The organism is Salinicoccus kekensis (assembly GCF_900220995.1).
GTDB lineage: Bacteria > Bacillota > Bacilli > Staphylococcales > Salinicoccaceae > Lacicoccus > Lacicoccus kekensis.
Genome location: NZ_OBQF01000004.1, coordinates 209,116 through 228,665, shown reverse-complemented (window position 1 = coordinate 228,665; position 19,550 = coordinate 209,116). Strand labels below are relative to the sequence as shown.

Sequence of the window (19,550 nt, the reverse complement as noted above, 5' to 3'; positions counted from 1 at the left end):
TTGGTGATTCAGGAGGAATAAAATGAGTGACCATTTAGTAAGAGGACTTGGATTGGATGATGAAATCCGCATATTGGCAGTGGATACGACCGAAACGATCAATGAAGCGGTGAGCCGCCACGGCGCCTATCCGACAGCGGCGGCAGCGCTCGGGCGCACGATGACTGCAGCTGTATTGATGGGGGCGATGCTCAAAAATGAAGAGAAAGTGACTGCGACCATCGAGGGCGGCGGACCGATCGGTGCGATCGTCGCCGACAGCAATGCGAACGGCACGGTCCGTGGATATCTCGGAAATCCGCATGTCCACTTTGACTTGAACGATTCGGGTAAGCTGGATGTGAAGCGGGCAGTCGGTACCGAGGGCTACCTGCGTGTCGTGAAGGACATCGGCCTTAAGGAGCATTTCACAGGTTCAACTGAAATAGTCTCCGGTGAAATCGGCGAAGACTTCTCCTACTATTTCTATGCGAGTGAGCAGGTGCCGTCCATCGTCGGTCTCGGTGTCCTCGTCAATCCGGATAATACGATCAAAGCTGCAGGCGGCTTCATCATACAGGTGCTGCCGGGAGCGAGCGAAGAGACTTTCGATTTCCTGGATGCACGGGCAAAAGAAATGGAGCCCGTATCCAAACAGATCGATAAAGGATTGTCACCGAGGGAGATTATAAATGAGGCGATCGGGGAAAAGAACTGGAGAGAACTTGGCGAAATGCCGGTTTCCTTCGAGTGCAACTGTTCTAAAGAGCGGTTCCTGAACGCGATTTCGGCACTCGACCCTTCAGAGATCATGTCGATGATCAAAGAAGACGGCGGTGCGGAAGCGGACTGTCATTTCTGCCGCAATAAAGTATGGATCGAAAAGGAAGAACTGCAGGAATTGATCACGCACTAATCCATTGTAATGAAGCCCATTGCGTGCTATATTCATAGTGTCATACCAGGAAAAGGGAGTGCTTTTTTTGAGTAAAGTTTATAACAACATTTCAGAAACGATCGGCAACACGCCTCTGGTGAAATTGAACAATCTCACTGATGAAAACAGCGCAGATGTATATGTAAAACTTGAATTCATGAATCCGGGCAGTTCAGTCAAGGACAGGATTGCGCTGGCGATGATTGAAGCGGCTGAAAAAGAAGGGAAGCTGACGCAGGATACGGTGATCGTCGAACCGACAAGCGGCAACACCGGCATCGGACTTGCCATGGTCGCAGCGAGCAAAGGCTACAAAGCAACCCTGGTCATGCCGGATACGATGAGTAAGGAACGGCGCAACCTGCTGCGTGCATACGGTGCAGAGCTCGTGCTCACACCGGGTGCCGACGGCATGAAGGGCGCCATCAAAAAAGCAGGCGAACTGGCTGAAAAAGAAGGCTATTTCATGCCGCAGCAGTTTGAAAATATGGCCAACCCTGAAATCCATGCAAAAACGACAGGTGTTGAACTGGTCAACCAGATGGAAGGGTTGTCCATAGACGGTTTCATCTCCGGCATCGGTACAGGCGGTACAGTATCGGGTGCAGGCCGTGTGCTGAAGGAACATCATCCGGATGTGAAGATCGTTGCGGTTGAGCCGTCGGATTCTGCAATCCTGAGCGGCAAGGACCCGGGACCTCACAAAATCCAGGGCATCGGTGCAGGATTTGTCCCCAAAACACTGGACACGGAGATTTATGATGAAGTTGCAACGGTCACAAATGATGAAGCGATGGAAGTCGGCCGTGAGCTTGCTGCAAAAGAAGGCATCCTCGGCGGCATTTCCTCAGGGGCTGCAGTCAAAGTCGGCCTCGATGTCGCCAAAGAGCTCGGAAAAGGTAAAAACGTCATCGTCATCCTGCCTTCAAACGGGGAACGATATTTATCGACGGCATTGTTCAATTTCGAGGACTGATGCCATCAAAATGGGAAATGACTGTAAGCATGCTTACAGTCATTTTTTATTTGTCCCCGGCAGCACCTGGAGATTTCCCGCATCAACGGCTTTGCGGTGTGGAATCGCCGGGCGGAAACGTGTTATAATATGTCTGTTAAAATTCTAAATAGTAAGAGGTATCTGTCATGAAAAAATTGAAGATCATGGGAATACTGAACATCACACCGGATTCATTCAGTGATGGGGGCAAATATCATGATGCGGACAGTGCAGTGAGGCGTGCGCATGAAATGGTGGATGAAGGTGTGGATATCATAGATGTGGGCGGCTACTCTACGCGCCCCGGATATACGGAGATCACGGAAGAGGAAGAGATCAGTCGTGTGAAGCCCGTCATTGAAGCGATTAAAGATCTCGGAGTGGAGATATCCATCGACACATTCCGCTCCAATGTGGCGAGAGCCGCCCTTGAAGCCGGGGCGACGATGATCAATGACCAGTGGCGCGGTACATACGATGAGGCAATCCTTGATGTGGCGGCCGAGTTCGATGCGCCGATCTTCCTGATGCACAATAATCATCATGCACAATATGATGATGTGGTTGGGGATATGATCAGGGAGCTGGAAGAATCAGCGGAACTTGCTTTGTCTCATGGTGTAAAAAAAGAGAACATCTGGCTTGATCCAGGCATCGGTTTTGCAAAGTCACGTGAAGAGGAGCTTGAAGTCATGCGCCGTCTCGATGAACTTGTGGCCGTCGGCTATCCTGTCCTCCTTGCGACAAGCCGGAAACGGATGATCAAGGAATTGATAGACGGTGAATCAAAAGCTGATGAAAGGGATGCGGCGACTGCGGCAACCACAATCTACGGCCTTGAAAAGGGTGTCGGTGCGGTGCGGGTCCATAATATCGCCATCAACCGTCAGCTGGCGGATACTTATGTCAAACTGAAGGAAGATATTGATGGATAACATTAAGATAAATGGAATCAAAACATACGCATACCACGGTGCGCTTGATGCGGAGCGCGTCCTCGGCCAGTTCTTCATCACCGATGTCACCATGTATCTTGATCTGAGGGCCGCTTCAGAAAACGATGATCTGGAAGGCACTGTGCACTACGGGGAAGCATATGAACTGGTGGAACAGGTCATCAAAAGCGAACCGGTCAATCTGATCGAACATCTGGCCGAAAAAGTCATCAGGGCTTTATTTGACCGGTATGATAAAATATTGGAGATGGATGTTACAATCACCAAGCCGAGTCCGCCGATCGACGGACATTATGAAAACGTGAGCATTACTCTAAACAGAAAGCGGGAAAATTGATGGCAAATGTTTATCTTGGCCTGGGAAGCAACCTGGGCGACCGGGAAGAGAATCTGGAAAAAGCAATCGACGCCTTGAATGATTTCGATGAAATCGACGTAAAAGACCGTTCCCGGGTTCTTGAGACCGAACCTTACGGAAAGACCGACCAGCCTGAATTCATGAATATGTGTGTGGCGATCGAGACGCGCATGTCCCCGCTCAGCCTGCTTGAGACGGTGCTCGGCATCGAGCATTCCCTGGGCCGGGTGAGGGAGGAAGTATGGGGACCGAGGATCATTGACATCGACATCCTGCTTTACGAAGATTTGGAGCTTGAACTCGATGACCTTTCGATTCCGCATAAGGAGATGCATAAACGGAGTTTTGTGCTGGAGCCCCTCGCTGAAATTGCACCGGACGTGAAACATCCGACACTGGATAAGACGGTGCTCCAACTGAAGGAAGACCTGGAAAGGGGTGACTGATATCTTTAAGATAGGCGATATAGAGATCAGCAACCGTGTTGTGCTCGCGCCGATGGCCGGTGTGAGCAATGCGGCATTCAGACTGACGGTGAAAGAATTCGGGGCAGGGCTCGTCTGTGCGGAGATGATCAGTGACAAAGCGCTCCTCGCAGGAAACGACAGGACGATGAAAATGCTGTATATCGACGAAAATGAACATCCCCTGTCCCTCCAGATCTTCGGCGGCGAGAAGGATACGCTTGTTGAAGCGGCGAAGTATGTGGATCAGAATACGAATGCGGATATCATAGATATCAATATGGGGTGTCCCGTCTCCAAGATCATACGGTGCGAAGCAGGTGCCAAATGGCTGCTCAACCCGGATAAGATCTATGAAATGGTCAAGGCGGTGACCGACAATGTATCGAAGCCGGTTACGGTGAAAATGAGGATCGGCTGGGACGATGAGCATATTTATGCCGTTGAAAATGCGAAGATGGCGGAACGTGCAGGTGCTGCCGCGATCAGCATGCACGGCCGCACGAGGGTCCAGATGTACGAAGGTGAAGCCAACTGGGATGTTATCCGCCAGGTCAAGGAAGCGGTGAAGATTCCCGTGATCGGAAACGGGGATGTCACGAGCCCGGAACTCGCCCGCGCAATGCTTGAAGAAACGGGTGTCGATGCCGTGATGATCGGACGCGCTGCCCTCGGCAACCCATGGATGATCTACAGGACCGTCCATTACTTGGAAACCGGCGAACTGATTGATGAGCCGGATTTTGAAAGCAAGATGGAAGTGATGAAGCTTCATATGGACCGCCTGATCGCTCTTAAAGGTGAAAAGATCGCCGTCATGGAGATGCGCAAGCACGCTTCCTGGTATTTGAAGGGCATCAAGGAGAGCGGCGATGCCCGCAAAGCAATCAATCAGGCAACAACGAGGGAAGAAGTTATCAAAATCACAGATGAATGCATCAGTGAAGTAAAGGAACGGCAGGAAGAGTCCGCAGTTCAAAAAATTTAAGGAGTGTTCAGTGTTGACAGAAGAAATGAATGACCAGATGAGTGTCCGAAGGGAAAAGATGCAGCAGTTGATCGATCTTGGCATCGATCCTTTCGGCGGGAAATTTGAACGCACATCTTATACGGATGAGCTTGTAAAAGAGTGGGATCAATTTTCAAAAGAGGAGCTTGAAGAAAAAGAAGGCGAATCCGGGACGGTCGTCGCAGGCCGCCTGATAACTAAAAGAGGTAAAGGGAAAGCCGGTTTTGCCCACCTGCAGGATATCAACGGCCAGATCCAGATCTATGTGAGGAAAGACCAGATCGGCGAGGAGGCTTTCGATCATTTATGGAAAGAGGCTGACCTCGGGGACATCATCGGTGTCAAAGGTGTCATGTTCAAAACGAATACCGGGGAACTCTCCATCAAGGTGCAGGACTTCAAGCTGTTGACTAAAGCACTCCGTCCGCTGCCGGATAAATATCATGGATTGAAGGACGTCGAAGAGCGCTACCGCAGACGCTACCTTGACCTGATTACAAGCGAAGCGTCCAAAGAGACGTTCATCAAGCGCAGCATGATCATACAGGAGATGCGCAATTATCTGAACGAGCGCGGCTTCCTCGAAGTGGAGACGCCGATGATGCATATGATCGCAGGCGGCGCCCAGGCGAAACCTTTCGTGACGCACCACAACGCACTGGATGTGGACCTCTTCATGCGTATCGCGATCGAGCTGCATTTGAAGAGGTTGATCGTCGGCGGTATGGAGAAAGTGTATGAAATCGGCCGGGTATTCAGGAATGAAGGCATCTCCACACGCCACAACCCTGAATTCACGATGATTGAACTGTATGAAGCCTATGCAGATTATAACGATATCATGGATCTGACAGAAGCACTGGTTGCACATATTGCAGAAAAAGTCACAGGCAGTGCCACCGTGCATTACGGCGGCGAAGATATCCACCTCGGCACCGGCTGGAAACGCGTGCACATCGTCGATTTGATCAAGGAAGCCACAGGAGTGGACTTCTATGAAGTGAAATCGGACGAAGAGGCACATGCGCTCGCCAAAGAACATGGAATCGAAGTGAAGGAAACGATGCAGTATGGTCATATACTGAATGAATTCTTTGAACAGAAGGTTGAGGAAACGTTGATCCAGCCGACATTCGTCTACGGGCATCCGATTGAAATATCGCCGCTCGCTAAACAAAATGCGGATGATCCGAGGTTTACGGACCGTTTCGAGCTGTTCATCGTCGGACGTGAGCATGCGAATGCATTCACCGAGTTGAATGATCCGATCGACCAGAGAAGACGTTTTGAAGCCCAGGTGGCGGAAAAAGAGGCGGGGAACGATGAAGCTCATGATATGGATGAGGACTTCCTTGAAGCACTTGAGTACGGCATGCCGCCGACAGGCGGACTTGGGATCGGCGTGGACAGACTGGTGATGCTGCTCACGGATTCAGCGAGCATACGCGATGTCCTGTTATTCCCTTATATGAAACAAAAATGATCCGATTGAAGAATGCAGAGCCCGATACGTTCGGGTTTTGCATTTTTTATTCATGAAAACGTATTCATTTAGTTTAGGTCTTTATTTATATACAGATTCATGTATAATTACAATCATTATGTAGTTCAGGAGTGGTAATTATGAATCGTGATATATTAAAAGATGTAAACCGTGTCGTGATTAAGATTGGAACGAACTCCATCATGAAATCCATAAATAAAATCAACTATCATAAGATTGACCGTCTTGCTTTCGTGTGTGCCACTCTGCGGCAGCAGGGGTGCGATGTCGTCCTTGTGGCATCAGGTGCCGTCGGCATCGGGGCAAGCGTGATGAACCTCGACGAATACCCGGAGGACATTGCAGAAAAGCAGGCGCTTGCTTCAGTCGGCCAGGGAGAACTCATCAATTTATACAGCCGGTTCTTCCAGCATTACGACCAGCATGTGGGGCAAATACTTATGACGCGGGACATCATCAACTATCCGAATTCATATGCAAACTGTCAGACGGCCATCAACACCCTTCTGAAGAACAACATCATACCGATCATCAATGAAAATGATGCTGTGTATGTCGACGAGTCCGGGCACTGTTCAAAATTCGGGGAGAATGACACACTGTCCGCTGTAGTATCGGAAGTCATTGATGCGGATCTTCTGATCATACTGAGTGACATAGACGGATTGTTCGATGCGAATCCGCATACAGAGGTGGATGCGAAACTGATTCCGTTTGTCGGTGAAATCGATGAAGAGATACTGGACATGGCCGGCGGTGCGGGTTCAGTCTTCTCGACAGGCGGGATGGAGACGAAACTTGGTGCAGCGAAGCGCGTGATGGACAACGATAAGAGCATGATCATCGCTTCCGCGAAGGATCCGACGATCGTCTTTGATATATTGAACGGTGAGGATGTCGGGACTTTATTCAAAAAAGAAACCGTGGAATTAATGATACAGGGGGAGAATGAATGATGAAAACAGTGATGACGGAAGAAAATGTATTGTACGGACTTGGTAAGAACGCCAAAAAAGCGGCGAAGGTCTTAAGGGGCCTGCCGGCGGGAGAGAAAAATGAGGCGCTCCTGGCTATGAGCGCAGCGATTGAAAAAAACCATGAGAAGATTTTGAAAGCGAACGCAGAAGATATACAGAATGGTAAGGACAATGGATTGACGGATGCATTGATCGAGAGGCTGACGCTGAACCCTGACAGGCTTGAAGGTATGCAGGCAGGACTTAAGAAGATGGCCGGGCTTGAAGACCCGACGTCGAAAAGTGATGCCCAGTGGGTCAATGAGGCGGGGCTTAAAATCAGCAAGAAAAGGGTGCCGCTCGGCGTCATCGGCATCATTTACGAATCGCGCCCGAATGTCACAGCTGATGCTTCGGGATTATGCCTGAAGGCGGGTAATGCAGTCATTTTAAGGGGCGGCAAAGAAGCGCTGAACAGCAATGCAGCGCTTGTCGAGGTACTGCAGGAAGGGCTCACAGGGACGAATGTGCCGAAAGAGAGCATCCAGCTGATCAAAGACCCGTCCAGGGAACTCGCCACACAGTTCATGCAGTTCAATGAAGGCGTCGACTGCCTCATACCTAGGGGTGGTGCGGGCTTGATCCAGGCGGTGCTGAAACAGGCGACTGTGCCGGTGATCGAGACGGGCACGGGCAACTGCCATATGTACGTGCATGCTTCAGCGGATATGGAAATGGCATCTTCACTGATCGTCAATGCCAAAACCCACAGGGTTTCCGTATGCAATGCACTGGAGACGCTGCTTGTGGACGAGAGCGTGGCAAAGGATATGCTGCCGGTGTTCGCCAAGGCGCTGGAAGAAGCGGGCGTCACGATACACGGCGACGAGAAGGTATGTGACATCGTCGAAAATGCAGTCAGTGCCGGAGAATCCGATTATACGGATGAATACCTCGGATACGATATCGCAGTGAAGATCGTGGATGGTTACGAAGAAGCGGTTGGTCACATTGATGAATATTCGACGGGGCATTCCGACGCGATCGTTGCAACGGATTATCAGGTCATACAGGATTTCCTGAATGAAGTGGATTCGGCTGCAGTTTATGTCAACGCATCCACACGCTTCTCAGACGGCGAAATGTTCGGTTTCGGCGGTGAAATCGGCATCAGTACACAGAAGCTTCATGCAAGGGGGCCGATGGGTCTCGAAGCATTGACGAGCTATAAGTATATCGTCGAGGGTTCCGGTCAGATCAGGGAATGATGTTGTTCATTTCACCGACTCCACTCAATATGGTATTTTTAAGGAAGTAATGAATGAAAGGGGAGAAGTGGGATGGCTTCAGAAAAAATCTTTCCAGAAGGTGAACGGAGGACGGATCATTTTACGGGGGAAGTTTATTTTAATGTAATCTTTAAAGATGATACCCCGTTGAACACGCCGATTGCGAATGTGACATTCAAACCCGGCGGCAGGACGAAGTGGCATTCGCATGAGGTGGGCCAGGTGCTCCTTGTCACCCACGGTGAAGGATGGTACCAGGAAGAAGGCAAAGAACCCCGGACGATCAAGGCGGGGGATGTCATCAACATTGATAAAGATATCGTCCACTGGCACGGTGCGAAGAAGGACAGCGAGCTTGTGCATCTGGCTTTGACCGCCGGCGAAGTGGACTGGATGGGCCCGGTGGAAGATGAAGATATTTAAAATGAAAATGAGCGGAGATCATCTCCGCTCATTTTTGCATTTGAATATTGTCGAGGTGCATCCTGAAATTGTCTGCGAGCTGTTTCCGGTCCAGTATATCGAACGTATGGATGGACTCCTCCATTAATTGGGTTCCGCGGTCCTCGTCGCCTGTCACGTAGTGGTAGAATCCACCGAGATATTTGGAGACGTTTTTTTCATACAGCAAGTATTGGTCCGTCTCCAGCAGCTCTTCCAGAATATCATGGAATTTTTTGCTGTGGACGGTCTCTCCCTTTTCCAAAAGGACCAGTATGACGTTCGTCAATGTCTGTATGGTCATCGTCCGGTGTTTGCCGATTACCCGGTAATACTGTGTATTGTTGATCATCTCATTGGTCAGCATGACGAGTGATTCAATGGTGAAGAGGGGGAGTGAATTGGCGAACAGGACGATTTCATAATTGCACCAAAGATCCACTTCCATCAAGTGATCGATCAATTTGACTTCCCGTTCATTCTCCTCGTACCGGTCTTTGTCGAGGTCCTTGATCAGTGCTGAGAGCATGATCGCATTCAGCTCGAAGAATTTGATGTCCCGTTCCTCGTACTTTTTCAGCTGCGCATCTCTGAGTTCAATGATCTTTTCGATGTCCCGTTGTATATAGTGTTCTTTCATATCATTTATAAGTTGTTCGAATTCACTCAGTTCAAACTCTTTTTCAGCATGGAAGAATTCTTCGATGGTGATATTGAGCCGGTCCAGTATCACAAGCAGTTTATTGATGGTCAGCTCACTGACACCGCGCTCGAATTTGGACAACTGGGCGATTGACAAATCGGTATCACAGACTTCCTTCATCGTAAGGTTCCTTGACTGTCTGAATTCCCTGAGCAGCATCCCTATGGATTGGTTTGACATTTTCCTCACCTCTGATGTTAACTTGTCCTTAAAGATACTACATGGGAATGAGGAAGTAAAAGGAAAGCACAATCTTTTTATTTTCATATATGAAAATTATTAATGGAGTCAGAATATTCGTAGTATAATTAAAATATCACAAAAAGGTGGGGGAGATAGTATGAAAAAAGCAAGACGTTTAGTTACTGTTATTGCGTTGACGGGGATACTCACAATTGTTGGAACAAAGAGTCTGCCGGTTGATCCTATCCTTTATGTTATGTAAGACATGAATCTTCAGAAGCACTTTTGACCTTGTTATACATTTTTGTATAAATACATTAGCTCCCAAAAGCAGGGGGAAAACTCAATTTAATTGAGGGTTTCCACCTGCTTTCCCTTTTTACACATTAAAATGTTAAGATAGTGTTGACATTGTAACGGGTGGTATATTATGATGTATTAGTATTCATCATCCCGTGAACGGAGAATTAGCTCAGCTGGGAGAGCATCTGCCTTACAAGCAGAGGGTCGGCGGTTCGAGCCCGTCATTCTCCACCATTCTAAAATTCAGTCTACATATTGCGGAAGTAGTTCAGTGGTAGAACACCACCTTGCCAAGGTGGGGGTCGCGGGTTCGAATCCCGTCTTCCGCTCCATTTTAATTAAGCGGTTATGCCGTTTTATTTTTTTGAAGGCAGTTAAAACAACTTATCGGGAAGTAGCTCAGCTTGGTAGAGCACTTGGTTTGGGACCAAGGGGTCGCAGGTTCGAATCCTGTCTTCCCGACTTTTACAACGCGGGTATGGCGGAATTGGCAGACGCGCTAGAATCAGGATCTAGTGTCTTCGGACGTGGAGGTTCAAGTCCTCTTACCCGCATTATTTTTATCATAATATATTTGTTACACGGGGGCTTAGCTCAGCTGGGAGAGCGCCTGCCTTGCACGCAGGAGGTCAGCGGTTCGATCCCGCTAGTCTCCACTTTTTTTTATTACATACATAAGAAGGGCCTATAGCTCAGCCGGTTAGAGCGCACGCCTGATAAGCGTGAGGTCGGTGGTTCGAGTCCACTTAGGCCCACTCAAAACGCATGGAAATATCCGTGCGTTTTTAATTTTGTCTTTTTTAAAATATATGTTACTGATTACAATATTCTCAAAATTTGCACTTGACCAGTAATTTGACCTTTGCCAAAATAGTTTTATTGGCCTTTGCGGGCTGAGATTTTGGAAAGGGGTTTCATTTATGCTCAGCATCATCGCTTTTATAATCATCGCAACGATTGTTGCTTTATTGATCACCCAGAAGGTGCATCCTGTCATCGCCCTCACAATTGTGCCGGTGGCAGGGGCCCTGATCGCAGGTTTCGGATTTGAAGAAATCAGCGACTTTTTCAGTGAAGGTATCGCCTCCGTCCTGCCGGTAGTCATCATGTTCATCTTTGCGATTTTATTTTTCGGAATCATGCAGGATTCAGGCATGTTCAATCCATTAATACATAATATGGTGAAAATCTCACGGGGGAATGTCATTCTTGTGGCGATGGTCACTGTAATCATCGGGGGACTCGCCCATCTGGACGGGGCGGGCGCCTCGACATTCCTGATCACGATACCGGCGCTGCTGCCGCTCTACAGGAAGCTCAATATGAGTCCTTATCTGCTCGTCCTGCTGATCGGTTTAAGTGCGAGTATCATCAATATGGTGCCGTGGGCCGGACCGCTTGGGCGTACAGCAGCAGTGCTCGGGGTGGATGCTGCAGAGCTGTGGCCGCCCCTGATCCCTCTGCAGATCATTTCAATCATCTTGTTGATTGGATTTGCTGCGTTCCTCGGCTGGATGGAAAAGAAAAGGATAGAAAAGGAAGGGCTGCTCATCAACACGGACAATGCCGGAATGTTTGAAAGCAACATCAACACCGGTTCGGAGTCCGAGGGGAAGAACCTTGAACGTCCCAAACTGCTCTGGTTCAACCTCCTCCTTGTTTTAATCGTCATCATCTCTTTGGTGACGAACATCCTTCCGGCAGGCCTGATCTTTATGATCGCTTTATGTATCGGCATGCTGGTGAACTATCCAGATGCGGAAGTCCAAAAAGACCGTCTGGCGAGCCATGCCCCGAACGCGCTTATGATGGGAAGCATCATCCTTGCAGCAGGTACGTTCCTCGGCATCATGGACAACAGCGGCATGCTCGAGTCCCTGGCTGAAGACATGGTCAGCGTGCTTCCGGCGTTCATCGTCCCTTATCTCCATTATGTCGTGGGGGCGTTTGGTGTGCCGCTTGATATGGTGTTGAATACGGATGCATATTACTTTGCACTGCTTCCGATCGTTGAAGGCATCGTCAGCCCGCTTGGTGTGGAAAGTGTTGAAATCGCATATTCCCTCTTGATCGGCAATATCATCGGCACATTCGTCAGTCCTTTTTCTCCTGCGCTTTGGCTTGCAGTCGGGCTCGCAGGAATCGAGATGGGCAGATACATCAAGTATGCATTTTTCTGGATCTGGGGTTTCAGTCTGGTGATCCTCTTAGTTGGATTCCTCCTGGGTCTGTATTAAATCAAAAAAGCTTTCCGGAAAGCTTTATTTGTATACATCGGTAAGAAAATGGCTGAGAGTGGCGATGATCTCCTCCGTCTTCGCTTCGCCGATGCCGATGATCACTGCATCATTGAAATGACCGCTCACCGAATAATTGTTTTTGCTGATCAGGCCGTAAGCTTTAATATTCGGGCCGATGTCCCTGCCCGGACACTTCAAGACGAAATGCATGCCGGTATGTTCGCCGCTTACCCTCACCTGGGGGAAATGTTCCCCGAGCCAGTCCGTGATCTCCTTCATCTTCCTTGAGTATATTTTGCGCACCCTGTTGATATGCCTGTTCAAATAACCTTCTGAAATATACCGCGCCACGATATGCTGCATCTGCCTGGATACATTGCAGGATAACTTCTCAGCGTAGTATTTTTCTGCGAGTATTTTCGGCAGCACCATCACCGACAGCCTGAGCGACGGATAGAGTGATTTGGAGAAGGTGCTCATATATATGGTGCGTTCATTCCGGTCAAGGCCCTGGAGTGACGGCAGGGGTTTCCCCGTATATCTGAATTCACTGTCATAATCGTCTTCAATGATGTATTTGCCATTCAGAAAAGCATAGTTCAGAAGTTTCGCGCGCTTCTTCATGGAGAGTACGGCACCGCTCGGGAACTGATGGGAAGGGGTGATGTGGACCACAGGGTTGTCATGTTTTTTGACATCATCAATATTTATCCCGTCTTCTTCGACCTCTGCGATATCACACGACAATTTCAAATGGGAAAGCACTTTTTTAACTATGGGGTAGCCGGGATCTTCAATCGTCATTTTTGGATAGTCCATTAAAAATAAAGCCTGCTGCAGCAGATATTCCGTCGACGGCCCGATGAAGATCTGATCGATCGAGCAGGAGACGCCGCGGTTGAAATGAAGATAGTCGAAAATCGCTTTTCTGAGGGCATGCTCGCCGCTGTCCTCCCCGGGGTTGAGCAGATCCTCCTCACCGAATACCTCCCTGGAAATCTGTTTGATGATGCCTTTCTGGACGATGGTGGTATCGATTGCGCCGAGGCTGAGGTTATAATTGACGGGCTCCGGCCTGGTGATGACGGGCGTCTCTTTCGGTGCAGTTTTCAGCAGGTCGATTTCAGATACGAAGAATCCGCTCTTTTCCACACTGTAGATGAGGTCTTCATCAAGGAGCTGGGCATAGGCACGTTCAACCGTGGTCATGCTGATATTCAAATCCATTTCAAGCTGTCGTTTGCTCGGAAGTTTATCCCGGCTTTTTAGTTCACCGCTTAAAATCTGCCTTTTCATTTCCTGATAGACTTGTTCATATAAACTTACTTCACTTTTTGCATCCAATTTTATATACATCATCTGACCCCTATATTATTAATCGTTCTGACACTTTTTAAGAGTCAGTTAATACACTAGAATATAGCATAAGAACAAAATATAAGGAAGTGGGATGAACAATGACTCAAGATAAGCTGACGATGCCTTACAAAGGCGTAATCATGGATGTAGTGAATGCTGAACAGGCAAAAATCGCAGAGGCTGCAGGAGCGGTGGCTGTAATGGCACTGGAGCGTGTACCGTCTGATATACGTGCTGCAGGCGGCGTGGCGCGTGCGGCAGATCCGCGCATCATAGAAGAAGTGGTGAACGCCGTATCCATTCCGGTGATGGCGAAATGCCGCATCGGCCATATTTCAGAAGCGCGTGTACTGGAAGCGATGGGTGTCGATTACATCGATGAATCGGAAGTGCTGACCCCTGCGGATGAAGAATATCATCTGTTGAAATCTGATTATAAAGTGCCGTTCGTCTGCGGCTGCCGGGACCTCGGCGAAGCGGCGCGCCGGATCGGCGAAGGTGCTGAAATGCTGCGCACGAAAGGCGAGCCCGGGACGGGGAATATCGTTGAAGCGGTGCGTCATATCAGGAAGGTGAACCAGCAGGTTAAAATGATCACCGTCCTGAATGATGATGAGCTGATGACATTCGCAAAAGACCTGGGTGCACCGTATGATGTGCTCAAACAGATCAGGGAAGAGGGCGAGCTGCCTGTAGTGAACTATGCAGCAGGCGGCGTCGCAACACCTCAGGACGCGGCATTGATGATGGAGCTCGGCGCTGACGGCGTATTCGTCGGGTCCGGTGTCTTCAAATCCGAACAGCCGGAGAAATTCGCAAGAGCGATCGTCCAGGCAACCGAGAACTACCAGGATTATAAACTGATCGGCGAACTGGCAAAAGAGCTCGGCACCCCGATGTCCGGCATTGATGTACGCACACTCGCCGAAGCTGACAGGATGCAGGACCGCGGCTGGTGACACGAATAAAATGAGACCGGGACATCAGTTCCGGTCTCATTTTTTTGCGGGAGAAGGTGGGTGACCTATATACGGGGGCTGTATACTGCTGCTCACTCAGGACATTTTTAAGAAGCGAATGAGCACTCCTGACGTTTTGCTGCTCACTTAGAGGGATTTTTGGGGCTGAGTGAGCACTGTCGGCGTTCCGCTGCTCACTTAGAAGGATTTTCGGGGCTGAGTGAGCACTGTCGGCGTTCCGCTGCTCACTTAGAAGGATTTTCAAGGCTGAGTGAGCACTGTCGGCGTTCCGCTGCTCACTTAGAAGGATTTTCAAGGCTGAGTGAGCACTGTCGGCGTTCCGCTGCTCACTTAGAGGGATTTTCGGGGCTGAGTGAGCACTGTCGGCGTTCCGCTGCTCACTTAGAAGAAGTTTAAGACATGAGTGAGCGCTTCCGGCATTCCAGGGGGGATTAACACAGAAAAGGCCAGGACATTTGTCCTGGCCTCCTTGCTATGCTTCTTTTTATTCCTCTGATGTCACGTTATCGATAAATTCTGTATTAATCAGACCCTCGATATCATCGCTTGAAATGTAATCCGCTTCAAAGCTGATCGTCGCCATTTCCTGGAGAACCTCTTCGTCTATCTCGTGGGTCGGATACAGCCTGTCGCTTGCTTCAAGCGTCTCTTCCTCACTCAGTTCACTGCCGGTCACCTCTGTGATGTGATCCACAAAGATGCCGACTGCTTCCTCGGTATTTTCATTTATGAACTCGATTGCTCTTACGTGCGCCCTCAAATAGGCTTCAGTGAGCTCAGGATTCGTTTCGGTGAACGCATCTCTTGCCGTCACCACGGTCATCGTCGAATCTTCGCCCCAGCCGAATTCATCTTCATCCAGAAGGATGTCTGCATTCGCCTGATTTTCAAGGAAAACCCCCCAAGGTTCCTGGGTTGCTGCCGCGTCCACATCACCCTGCAGGAATAAAGTTGAAGTGTCTGCAGGCGCCTGAGGGTTCAGGCTCACCGTCCCGCCGGAATCATCGATGTCGAGGCCGACTTCATGGAGGGCTTTCCTCAGCATGATGTCCTGTGTGGATCCGATGGTCGGGACTGCGACATTTTTGCCGTCCAGATCCTCGACAGAATCAATGCCGGATCCTTCAGCCGTGGCAAGTACTGCACCGCCGTTGACCGCACCGGCAATGATGGAGTGTGCCGGATTTCTCATGTAAGTCGTTGTGGCAGGTGACGGGCCGACCGTGCCGATGTCGAATTCATCGGTTGACATGGCCTCCATGAAAGCACTGCCGTTCGGGAAAGTCATGGTGTCAATTGCGATATCCTCACCGAATTCTTCTTCAAAGTAACCATTCTGGAGTGCGACGACTGTCGAGATGTGGGTCAGGTTCGGGAAATAGCCGATCCTCACTTCTTCAGCTGGTTCTTCTGCACCGCCACAGCCTGCAACGACTGCCAAAGATAATGCGATGATGCCCAATATGAATTTTTTCATTTTATATCCTCCTGATTTTCATTTAGACTGTCTGGCCGTATCGGCGCGCCACTGCACGTTCCATGCGCAGGAACACCTGGTTGTCTATGATCGTCCCGATGATGCCGATGACGATCATGATGGAGAGTACAAGGTCCATCGCCTGGATTGAACGTCCGAGGTCGAGCAGGTAGCCGAGGCCGCCAGTCGAACCGAGCAGTTCACCCGCCATGATTGCCCGCCATGCGAAGGCCCACGCGACCCGGAGGCCGGATATGATGTGCGGGATGGAGGCGGGGATGACGACCGTCCTGACCAGGTGTGAACCTGAGGATCCGAGCGTCTTTGCCGCGTTCAAGTAAATCGACGGCACATTTTTGAAACCTGCACTCGAGTTCACCGTCATCGTCCATGTCGCCCCGATGGCGACGATGAACAATATTGCCGCGTTCCCAAGGCCGAACCATACGATCGCAAGTGGGAACCATACGATGCTCGGTATGGACTGCAGTGCAGTCACAAAGAATCCGAGGGTGTCGTCGACCCACTTATACCGGGCGATCAGGAATCCGAAAGTCAGGCCGAGCACGACGGCGATCGTGAAGCCTACAAGCAGTCTTGCAAGCGTTGTACCTGTTGCGGTGAGGATCTGACCGGAAAGGATGCTGCCGATCAATGTGCCGATCACCGTGACACCGCCCGGTTCATTCGGGATGATTATCGGAGGGAACATGAATGTCGGGAAGAATCCGAGTTTAGATATTACTTCCCATATCCCGATGATCACCGCTACGAAGATGATCCGTCTTAAGACTGTAGTCATCACCAAACTCCTCCTTCAACACTTTTTCCATTTCAATTTCAAGCTCCGTCATCACACGTTTTTCGAGATCGACGATCACACTGTCGGCCGGATCCCTCGGGCGTGCAGCCCGGACGGTGAAGGATTCCTTTATCTTTCCGGGACGCGTGCTCATCAGAAGTACGCGGTCCGATAAAGTCAGCGCCTCACGGATATTGTGGGTGATGAATAAGATCGTGTTGCCGGTCTTCCGCCATATATTCTGAAGCTCCTTGTGCAGTACGAGCCTTGTCTGTTCATCGAGGGCCGCAAAGGGCTCATCCATCAGCAGGACTTCCGGATCCATCACGAGGGCGCGCGCAATGGCCACCCGCTGTTTCATGCCCCCGGATAACTCATGCGGGTAGGCATCGGCAAAATTGCCGAGATGCACCATCTGCAGACCCTCGACCGCTTTTTGTTCCACTTCGGCCTTGGACATCTTCTTCAGGTTCAGTCCGTAAGTGACGTTCTGCTTCACGGTCATCCAGGGGAACAAGCCGCCTTCCTGGAATACGACGATCCGGTCCGTGCCGGGCTTCGTCACCTGCTCACCATTGACGCGGACGTCCCCGGATGTCGCTTTGTCCAGCCCTGCAATCAATTTTAAGATCGTCGACTTCCCGCAGCCGGAAGGTCCGAGGAGGGAGACGAACTCTCCTTCTTCAATATTGAAGTTGATGTCGTCCAGCACATGGAGTTTCTGACCGTCACCTTTTTTAAATTCTTTATGTACATCTTTCAATTCCACTTTCAAGTCCGTTCACCTCACTAAAAAGTCATACCAATACAATAGGAATAATAACCATAATATCCTAGTAAGTCAATATAATTTGACGCATGTCTGATATTCCTATTGTATGAAGAGTGAGGCAGAACTTTATTTCAGGCAGTAAAATTGAACGGGGGGCAGGCAGCTGATAATATTATTTCTAATTTGGAAAATAACTGATGGAAAGTTGAAAGGATGGCTTCAAATGAAATTAAGCGTATTGGATCAGGCTCCGGTCACGATGGGGAACAAGTCGGCGGATGCACTCATAAAAGCCGAGGAGCTTGCGGTGCTTGCGGATGAACTCGGATATCACCGCATGTGGATGGCTGAACACCACGGCACCAAATCACATGTGAGCTCGGCGCCGGAAATCACGGCGGCACGACTTGCTGCGAAAACAGAAAATATCCGGATCGGTACGGGCGGGGTCATGATGATGCATTACTCGCCATTAAAGCTTGCCGAAGTGTTCAAGACGCTCAGTGCGTTTTCACCGGGACGGATCGATTTCGGTGCAGGGCGCGCGCCGGGTGGCGATCACTTCGCGATGTATGCACTCGCACAGGGCGGACAGCCGAAAGTGGATGACCTCTACGAAAAATTCCGGATCGCGATGCAGCTGCTGAATGATGAGGTGCCGGAAGGCCGCCTGTACGGCTCGGTACCCGCATACCCGGCAGATGTCGTAAGGCCTGAGGCTTGGATGCTCGGGTCGACCGGCAACAGTGCAATCGCAACTGCCGAGATGGGGGCGGGATATTCATTCGCGCAGTTCTTCAACGGGGAACTTTCAAAGGATATACTTGATCTCTACAAGAATCGGTTCAAGCCGTCGGCGCTGATGGAAAAGCCGGCGATCAATGTATCCTATATGGCGACAGTGGCCGAGACGCGCGAAGAAGCGGAATACGAGGCGCTGCCGTATGACATTTCAAGGCTCATGATGCAGCAGGGCCGGATCACCCAGACGATGACACCGGAAGAGGCGCAGAACTATCCACTCAGTGAAATGGATAAGATGGCCATTCGGGAGGGGCGTAAGCTTCATCTGGTCGGCTCCGCCAAAGAAGTCGCGGAACAGCTGAAGGAAGAGCAGGAGATGTACGGTTTTGAAGAGGCGATGATATGCAGCATCCCGCATTCCCAGGAGAAGCGGCTGGATGTATACAGGCTGCTCGCAAAAGAACTTTTGTAACAGAATAAATCACTGCCGGCACAGGAAATCATCCCTGTGCTTTTTTAATTTTCAGGAAGTTTGGTATACTTGGAGTATGCCTAATATAATTAAATACAAGGGGGATGAACACAATGAATACCGAGTACAGCACCAACGAATACAATGCATATCAGAAACTTGAAATCGACATCAACGCGACGACAGAGGACATATTCTACTTTTTCGGCACGACGGAAGGCAGTAAAAAATGGTTTCCCGAATTGACATTCGAAGATGAACCGAGACCCGAGAAATTGTTTTTTGAAAAGGGTGACGGAACACATGATCACTTATATATACTGGATTATGCTGAACCGAGACGGTTGATGTTCACATGGGACCCGGGGGACGTCAGTCTTGAAGTGCATGACATCGACGAAGACAATGTCAGGGTGACATTCGAGGAAAGGATGCCTCTCGCATTCAAAGGCATCGTCAAAGATTTCACGGGCTGGTATTTCCAGATCGAAAATTTAAAACATATCGCCGAAACCGGGGAACTGAAGGAAATGGACGAAGAAGCCTTCCAGACTCTGGAGAAAAAGGTGAGGGAGAAGCTGGGGCGTTGACAAAATAAAAACCCGCACTGTTGTGCGGGCTACAT

General features: G+C 49.8%; 19 protein-coding genes and 6 tRNA genes. 20 read left to right on the top strand and 5 right to left on the bottom strand.

The features are described 5' to 3' along the window. Positions 1 to 22: 22 nt before the first annotated feature. The 10 genes from hslO (at position 23) to CRN96_RS09365 (ending at position 8,872) form a co-directional block, all read left to right on the top strand. Positions 23 to 895, top strand: a complete 873-nt coding sequence (hslO, locus tag CRN96_RS09410; protein ID WP_097041484.1) for an Hsp33 family molecular chaperone HslO — start codon at positions 23 to 25, stop codon at positions 893 to 895. 67 nt (positions 896 to 962) lie between these two features. Continuing rightward, positions 963 to 1,892 carry a cysteine synthase A gene (gene cysK, locus CRN96_RS09405; protein WP_097041482.1) on the top strand — a complete coding sequence of 310 codons (930 nt, stop codon included), beginning with the start codon at positions 963 to 965 and terminating at the stop codon, positions 1,890 to 1,892. A gap of 167 nt (positions 1,893 to 2,059) precedes the next feature. Further along, the gene (folP, locus tag CRN96_RS09400) at positions 2,060 to 2,848 is read left to right on the top strand and encodes a dihydropteroate synthase (protein ID WP_097041480.1); all 789 of its coding nucleotides are present in this window, start codon (positions 2,060 to 2,062) and stop codon (positions 2,846 to 2,848) included. Continuing rightward, the gene (gene folB, locus CRN96_RS09395; protein ID WP_097041478.1) at positions 2,841 to 3,206 is read left to right on the top strand and encodes a dihydroneopterin aldolase; all 366 of its coding nucleotides are present in this window, start codon (positions 2,841 to 2,843) and stop codon (positions 3,204 to 3,206) included. Before folP ends, folB begins: the two co-directional genes overlap by 8 nt. Next, positions 3,206 to 3,673 carry a 2-amino-4-hydroxy-6-hydroxymethyldihydropteridine diphosphokinase gene (folK, locus tag CRN96_RS09390; RefSeq protein WP_097041477.1) on the top strand — a complete coding sequence of 156 codons (468 nt, stop codon included), beginning with the start codon at positions 3,206 to 3,208 and terminating at the stop codon, positions 3,671 to 3,673. Before folB ends, folK begins: the two co-directional genes overlap by 1 nt. 1 nt (position 3,674) lies before the next feature. Continuing rightward, on the top strand, positions 3,675 to 4,679 hold the full coding sequence (gene dusB / locus CRN96_RS09385; protein WP_097041581.1) for a tRNA dihydrouridine synthase DusB: 1,005 nt from the start codon (positions 3,675 to 3,677) through the stop codon (positions 4,677 to 4,679). Positions 4,680 to 4,692: 13 nt separating this feature from the next. Further along, positions 4,693 to 6,183: a lysine--tRNA ligase gene (lysS, locus tag CRN96_RS09380; protein WP_097041475.1), complete on the top strand. Its 1,491-nt coding sequence runs from the start codon at positions 4,693 to 4,695 to the stop codon at positions 6,181 to 6,183. A gap of 140 nt (positions 6,184 to 6,323) precedes the next feature. Beyond that, the gene (proB, locus tag CRN96_RS09375; protein ID WP_097041473.1) at positions 6,324 to 7,160 is read left to right on the top strand and encodes a glutamate 5-kinase; all 837 of its coding nucleotides are present in this window, start codon (positions 6,324 to 6,326) and stop codon (positions 7,158 to 7,160) included. Then, a complete protein-coding gene (locus tag CRN96_RS09370) occupies positions 7,157 to 8,428 on the top strand; it encodes a glutamate-5-semialdehyde dehydrogenase (protein ID WP_097041471.1) in 1,272 nt (423 codons plus the stop codon). The genes proB and CRN96_RS09370 overlap by 4 nt, the downstream gene beginning before the upstream one ends. Positions 8,429 to 8,500: 72 nt before the next feature. After that, entirely contained in the window at positions 8,501 to 8,872 is a 372-nt protein-coding gene (locus CRN96_RS09365) for a cupin domain-containing protein (RefSeq protein WP_097041468.1), read from the top strand. A gap of 28 nt (positions 8,873 to 8,900) precedes the next feature. Here the strand turns inward: CRN96_RS09365 and CRN96_RS09360 are convergent, their stop codons facing one another. Next, entirely contained in the window at positions 8,901 to 9,773 is an 873-nt protein-coding gene (locus tag CRN96_RS09360; protein WP_179647164.1) for a helix-turn-helix domain-containing protein, read from the bottom strand. 464 nt (positions 9,774 to 10,237) lie between these two features. On the opposite strand from CRN96_RS09360, the gene CRN96_RS09355 reads away from it, so the two are divergent. The 7 genes from CRN96_RS09355 to CRN96_RS09325 all read left to right on the top strand — a co-directional run bounded on the left by CRN96_RS09355 (position 10,238) and on the right by CRN96_RS09325 (position 12,316). Beyond that, positions 10,238 to 10,313, top strand: a tRNA-Val gene (locus CRN96_RS09355). 23 nt (positions 10,314 to 10,336) lie between these two features. After that, a tRNA-Gly gene (locus CRN96_RS09350) sits at positions 10,337 to 10,411 on the top strand. Between the two features lie 56 nt (positions 10,412 to 10,467). Beyond that, positions 10,468 to 10,541, top strand: a tRNA-Pro gene (locus CRN96_RS09345). Between the two features lie 10 nt (positions 10,542 to 10,551). Further along, positions 10,552 to 10,633: transfer RNA gene (locus CRN96_RS09340), tRNA-Leu, on the top strand. Between the two features lie 29 nt (positions 10,634 to 10,662). Continuing rightward, positions 10,663 to 10,735, top strand: a tRNA-Ala gene (locus CRN96_RS09335). A gap of 25 nt (positions 10,736 to 10,760) precedes the next feature. Further along, positions 10,761 to 10,834: transfer RNA gene (locus CRN96_RS09330), tRNA-Ile, on the top strand. Between the two features lie 165 nt (positions 10,835 to 10,999). Next, positions 11,000 to 12,316 carry a CitMHS family transporter gene (locus CRN96_RS09325; RefSeq protein WP_097041464.1) on the top strand — a complete coding sequence of 439 codons (1,317 nt, stop codon included), beginning with the start codon at positions 11,000 to 11,002 and terminating at the stop codon, positions 12,314 to 12,316. A 24-nt stretch (positions 12,317 to 12,340) separates the two neighbouring features. Here CRN96_RS09325 and pdxR read toward each other — a convergent pair whose 3' ends face one another. Next, positions 12,341 to 13,675: a MocR-like pyridoxine biosynthesis transcription factor PdxR gene (gene pdxR, locus CRN96_RS09320; protein WP_097041462.1), complete on the bottom strand. Its 1,335-nt coding sequence runs from the start codon at positions 13,673 to 13,675 to the stop codon at positions 12,341 to 12,343. Positions 13,676 to 13,776: 101 nt separating this feature from the next. Here pdxR and pdxS point away from each other — a divergent pair, with 101 nt between their 5' ends. Further along, positions 13,777 to 14,637, top strand: coding sequence for a pyridoxal 5'-phosphate synthase lyase subunit PdxS (pdxS, locus tag CRN96_RS09315; protein ID WP_097041461.1), 861 nt, complete (start codon positions 13,777 to 13,779; stop codon positions 14,635 to 14,637). 505 nt (positions 14,638 to 15,142) lie between these two features. Here pdxS and CRN96_RS09310 read toward each other — a convergent pair. Genes CRN96_RS09310 through CRN96_RS09300 form a run of 3 tightly spaced genes read right to left on the bottom strand, consistent with a single transcriptional unit; the run spans position 15,143 to position 17,712 of the window. Continuing rightward, positions 15,143 to 16,135: an ABC transporter substrate-binding protein gene (locus tag CRN96_RS09310; RefSeq protein WP_097041459.1), complete on the bottom strand. Its 993-nt coding sequence runs from the start codon at positions 16,133 to 16,135 to the stop codon at positions 15,143 to 15,145. A 22-nt stretch (positions 16,136 to 16,157) separates the two neighbouring features. Further along, a complete protein-coding gene (locus CRN96_RS09305; protein WP_097041457.1) occupies positions 16,158 to 16,937 on the bottom strand; it encodes an ABC transporter permease in 780 nt (259 codons plus the stop codon). After that, a complete protein-coding gene (locus CRN96_RS09300; protein ID WP_097041456.1) occupies positions 16,870 to 17,712 on the bottom strand; it encodes an ABC transporter ATP-binding protein in 843 nt (280 codons plus the stop codon). Before CRN96_RS09300 ends, CRN96_RS09305 begins: the two co-directional genes overlap by 68 nt. Before the next feature lie 220 nt (positions 17,713 to 17,932). On the opposite strand from CRN96_RS09300, the gene CRN96_RS09295 reads away from it, so the two are divergent. Continuing rightward, positions 17,933 to 18,925 (top strand): MsnO8 family LLM class oxidoreductase, encoded by a 993-nt coding sequence (locus tag CRN96_RS09295; RefSeq protein ID WP_097041454.1) that lies wholly within the window; start codon positions 17,933 to 17,935, stop codon positions 18,923 to 18,925. 113 nt (positions 18,926 to 19,038) lie between these two features. Next, positions 19,039 to 19,515: an SRPBCC family protein gene (locus CRN96_RS09290; protein WP_097041452.1), complete on the top strand. Its 477-nt coding sequence runs from the start codon at positions 19,039 to 19,041 to the stop codon at positions 19,513 to 19,515. Positions 19,516 to 19,550: the final 35 nt, after the last annotated feature.

Excerpts from the sequence above, each read along its gene's own strand:
- hslO (WP_097041484.1), top strand. The coding sequence starts at position 23 with ATGAGTGACCATTTAGTAAGAGGACTTGGATTGGATGATGAAATCCGC.
- folP (WP_097041480.1), top strand. The coding sequence starts at position 2,060 with ATGAAAAAATTGAAGATCATGGGAATACTGAACATCACACCGGATTCA.
- folB (WP_097041478.1), top strand. The coding sequence starts at position 2,841 with ATGGATAACATTAAGATAAATGGAATCAAAACATACGCATACCACGGT.
- folK (WP_097041477.1), top strand. The coding sequence starts at position 3,206 with ATGGCAAATGTTTATCTTGGCCTGGGAAGCAACCTGGGCGACCGGGAA.
- proB (WP_097041473.1), top strand. The coding sequence starts at position 6,324 with ATGAATCGTGATATATTAAAAGATGTAAACCGTGTCGTGATTAAGATT.
- CRN96_RS09370 (WP_097041471.1), top strand. The coding sequence starts at position 7,157 with ATGATGAAAACAGTGATGACGGAAGAAAATGTATTGTACGGACTTGGT.
- CRN96_RS09365 (WP_097041468.1), top strand. The coding sequence starts at position 8,501 with ATGGCTTCAGAAAAAATCTTTCCAGAAGGTGAACGGAGGACGGATCAT.
- CRN96_RS09360 (WP_179647164.1), bottom strand. The coding sequence starts at position 9,773 with ATGTCAAACCAATCCATAGGGATGCTGCTCAGGGAATTCAGACAGTCA.
- CRN96_RS09325 (WP_097041464.1), top strand. The coding sequence starts at position 11,000 with ATGCTCAGCATCATCGCTTTTATAATCATCGCAACGATTGTTGCTTTA.
- pdxR (WP_097041462.1), bottom strand. The coding sequence starts at position 13,675 with ATGTATATAAAATTGGATGCAAAAAGTGAAGTAAGTTTATATGAACAA.
- pdxS (WP_097041461.1), top strand. The coding sequence starts at position 13,777 with ATGACTCAAGATAAGCTGACGATGCCTTACAAAGGCGTAATCATGGAT.
- CRN96_RS09310 (WP_097041459.1), bottom strand. The coding sequence starts at position 16,135 with ATGAAAAAATTCATATTGGGCATCATCGCATTATCTTTGGCAGTCGTT.
- CRN96_RS09305 (WP_097041457.1), bottom strand. The coding sequence starts at position 16,937 with ATGACTACAGTCTTAAGACGGATCATCTTCGTAGCGGTGATCATCGGG.
- CRN96_RS09295 (WP_097041454.1), top strand. The coding sequence starts at position 17,933 with ATGAAATTAAGCGTATTGGATCAGGCTCCGGTCACGATGGGGAACAAG.
- CRN96_RS09290 (WP_097041452.1), top strand. The coding sequence starts at position 19,039 with ATGAATACCGAGTACAGCACCAACGAATACAATGCATATCAGAAACTT.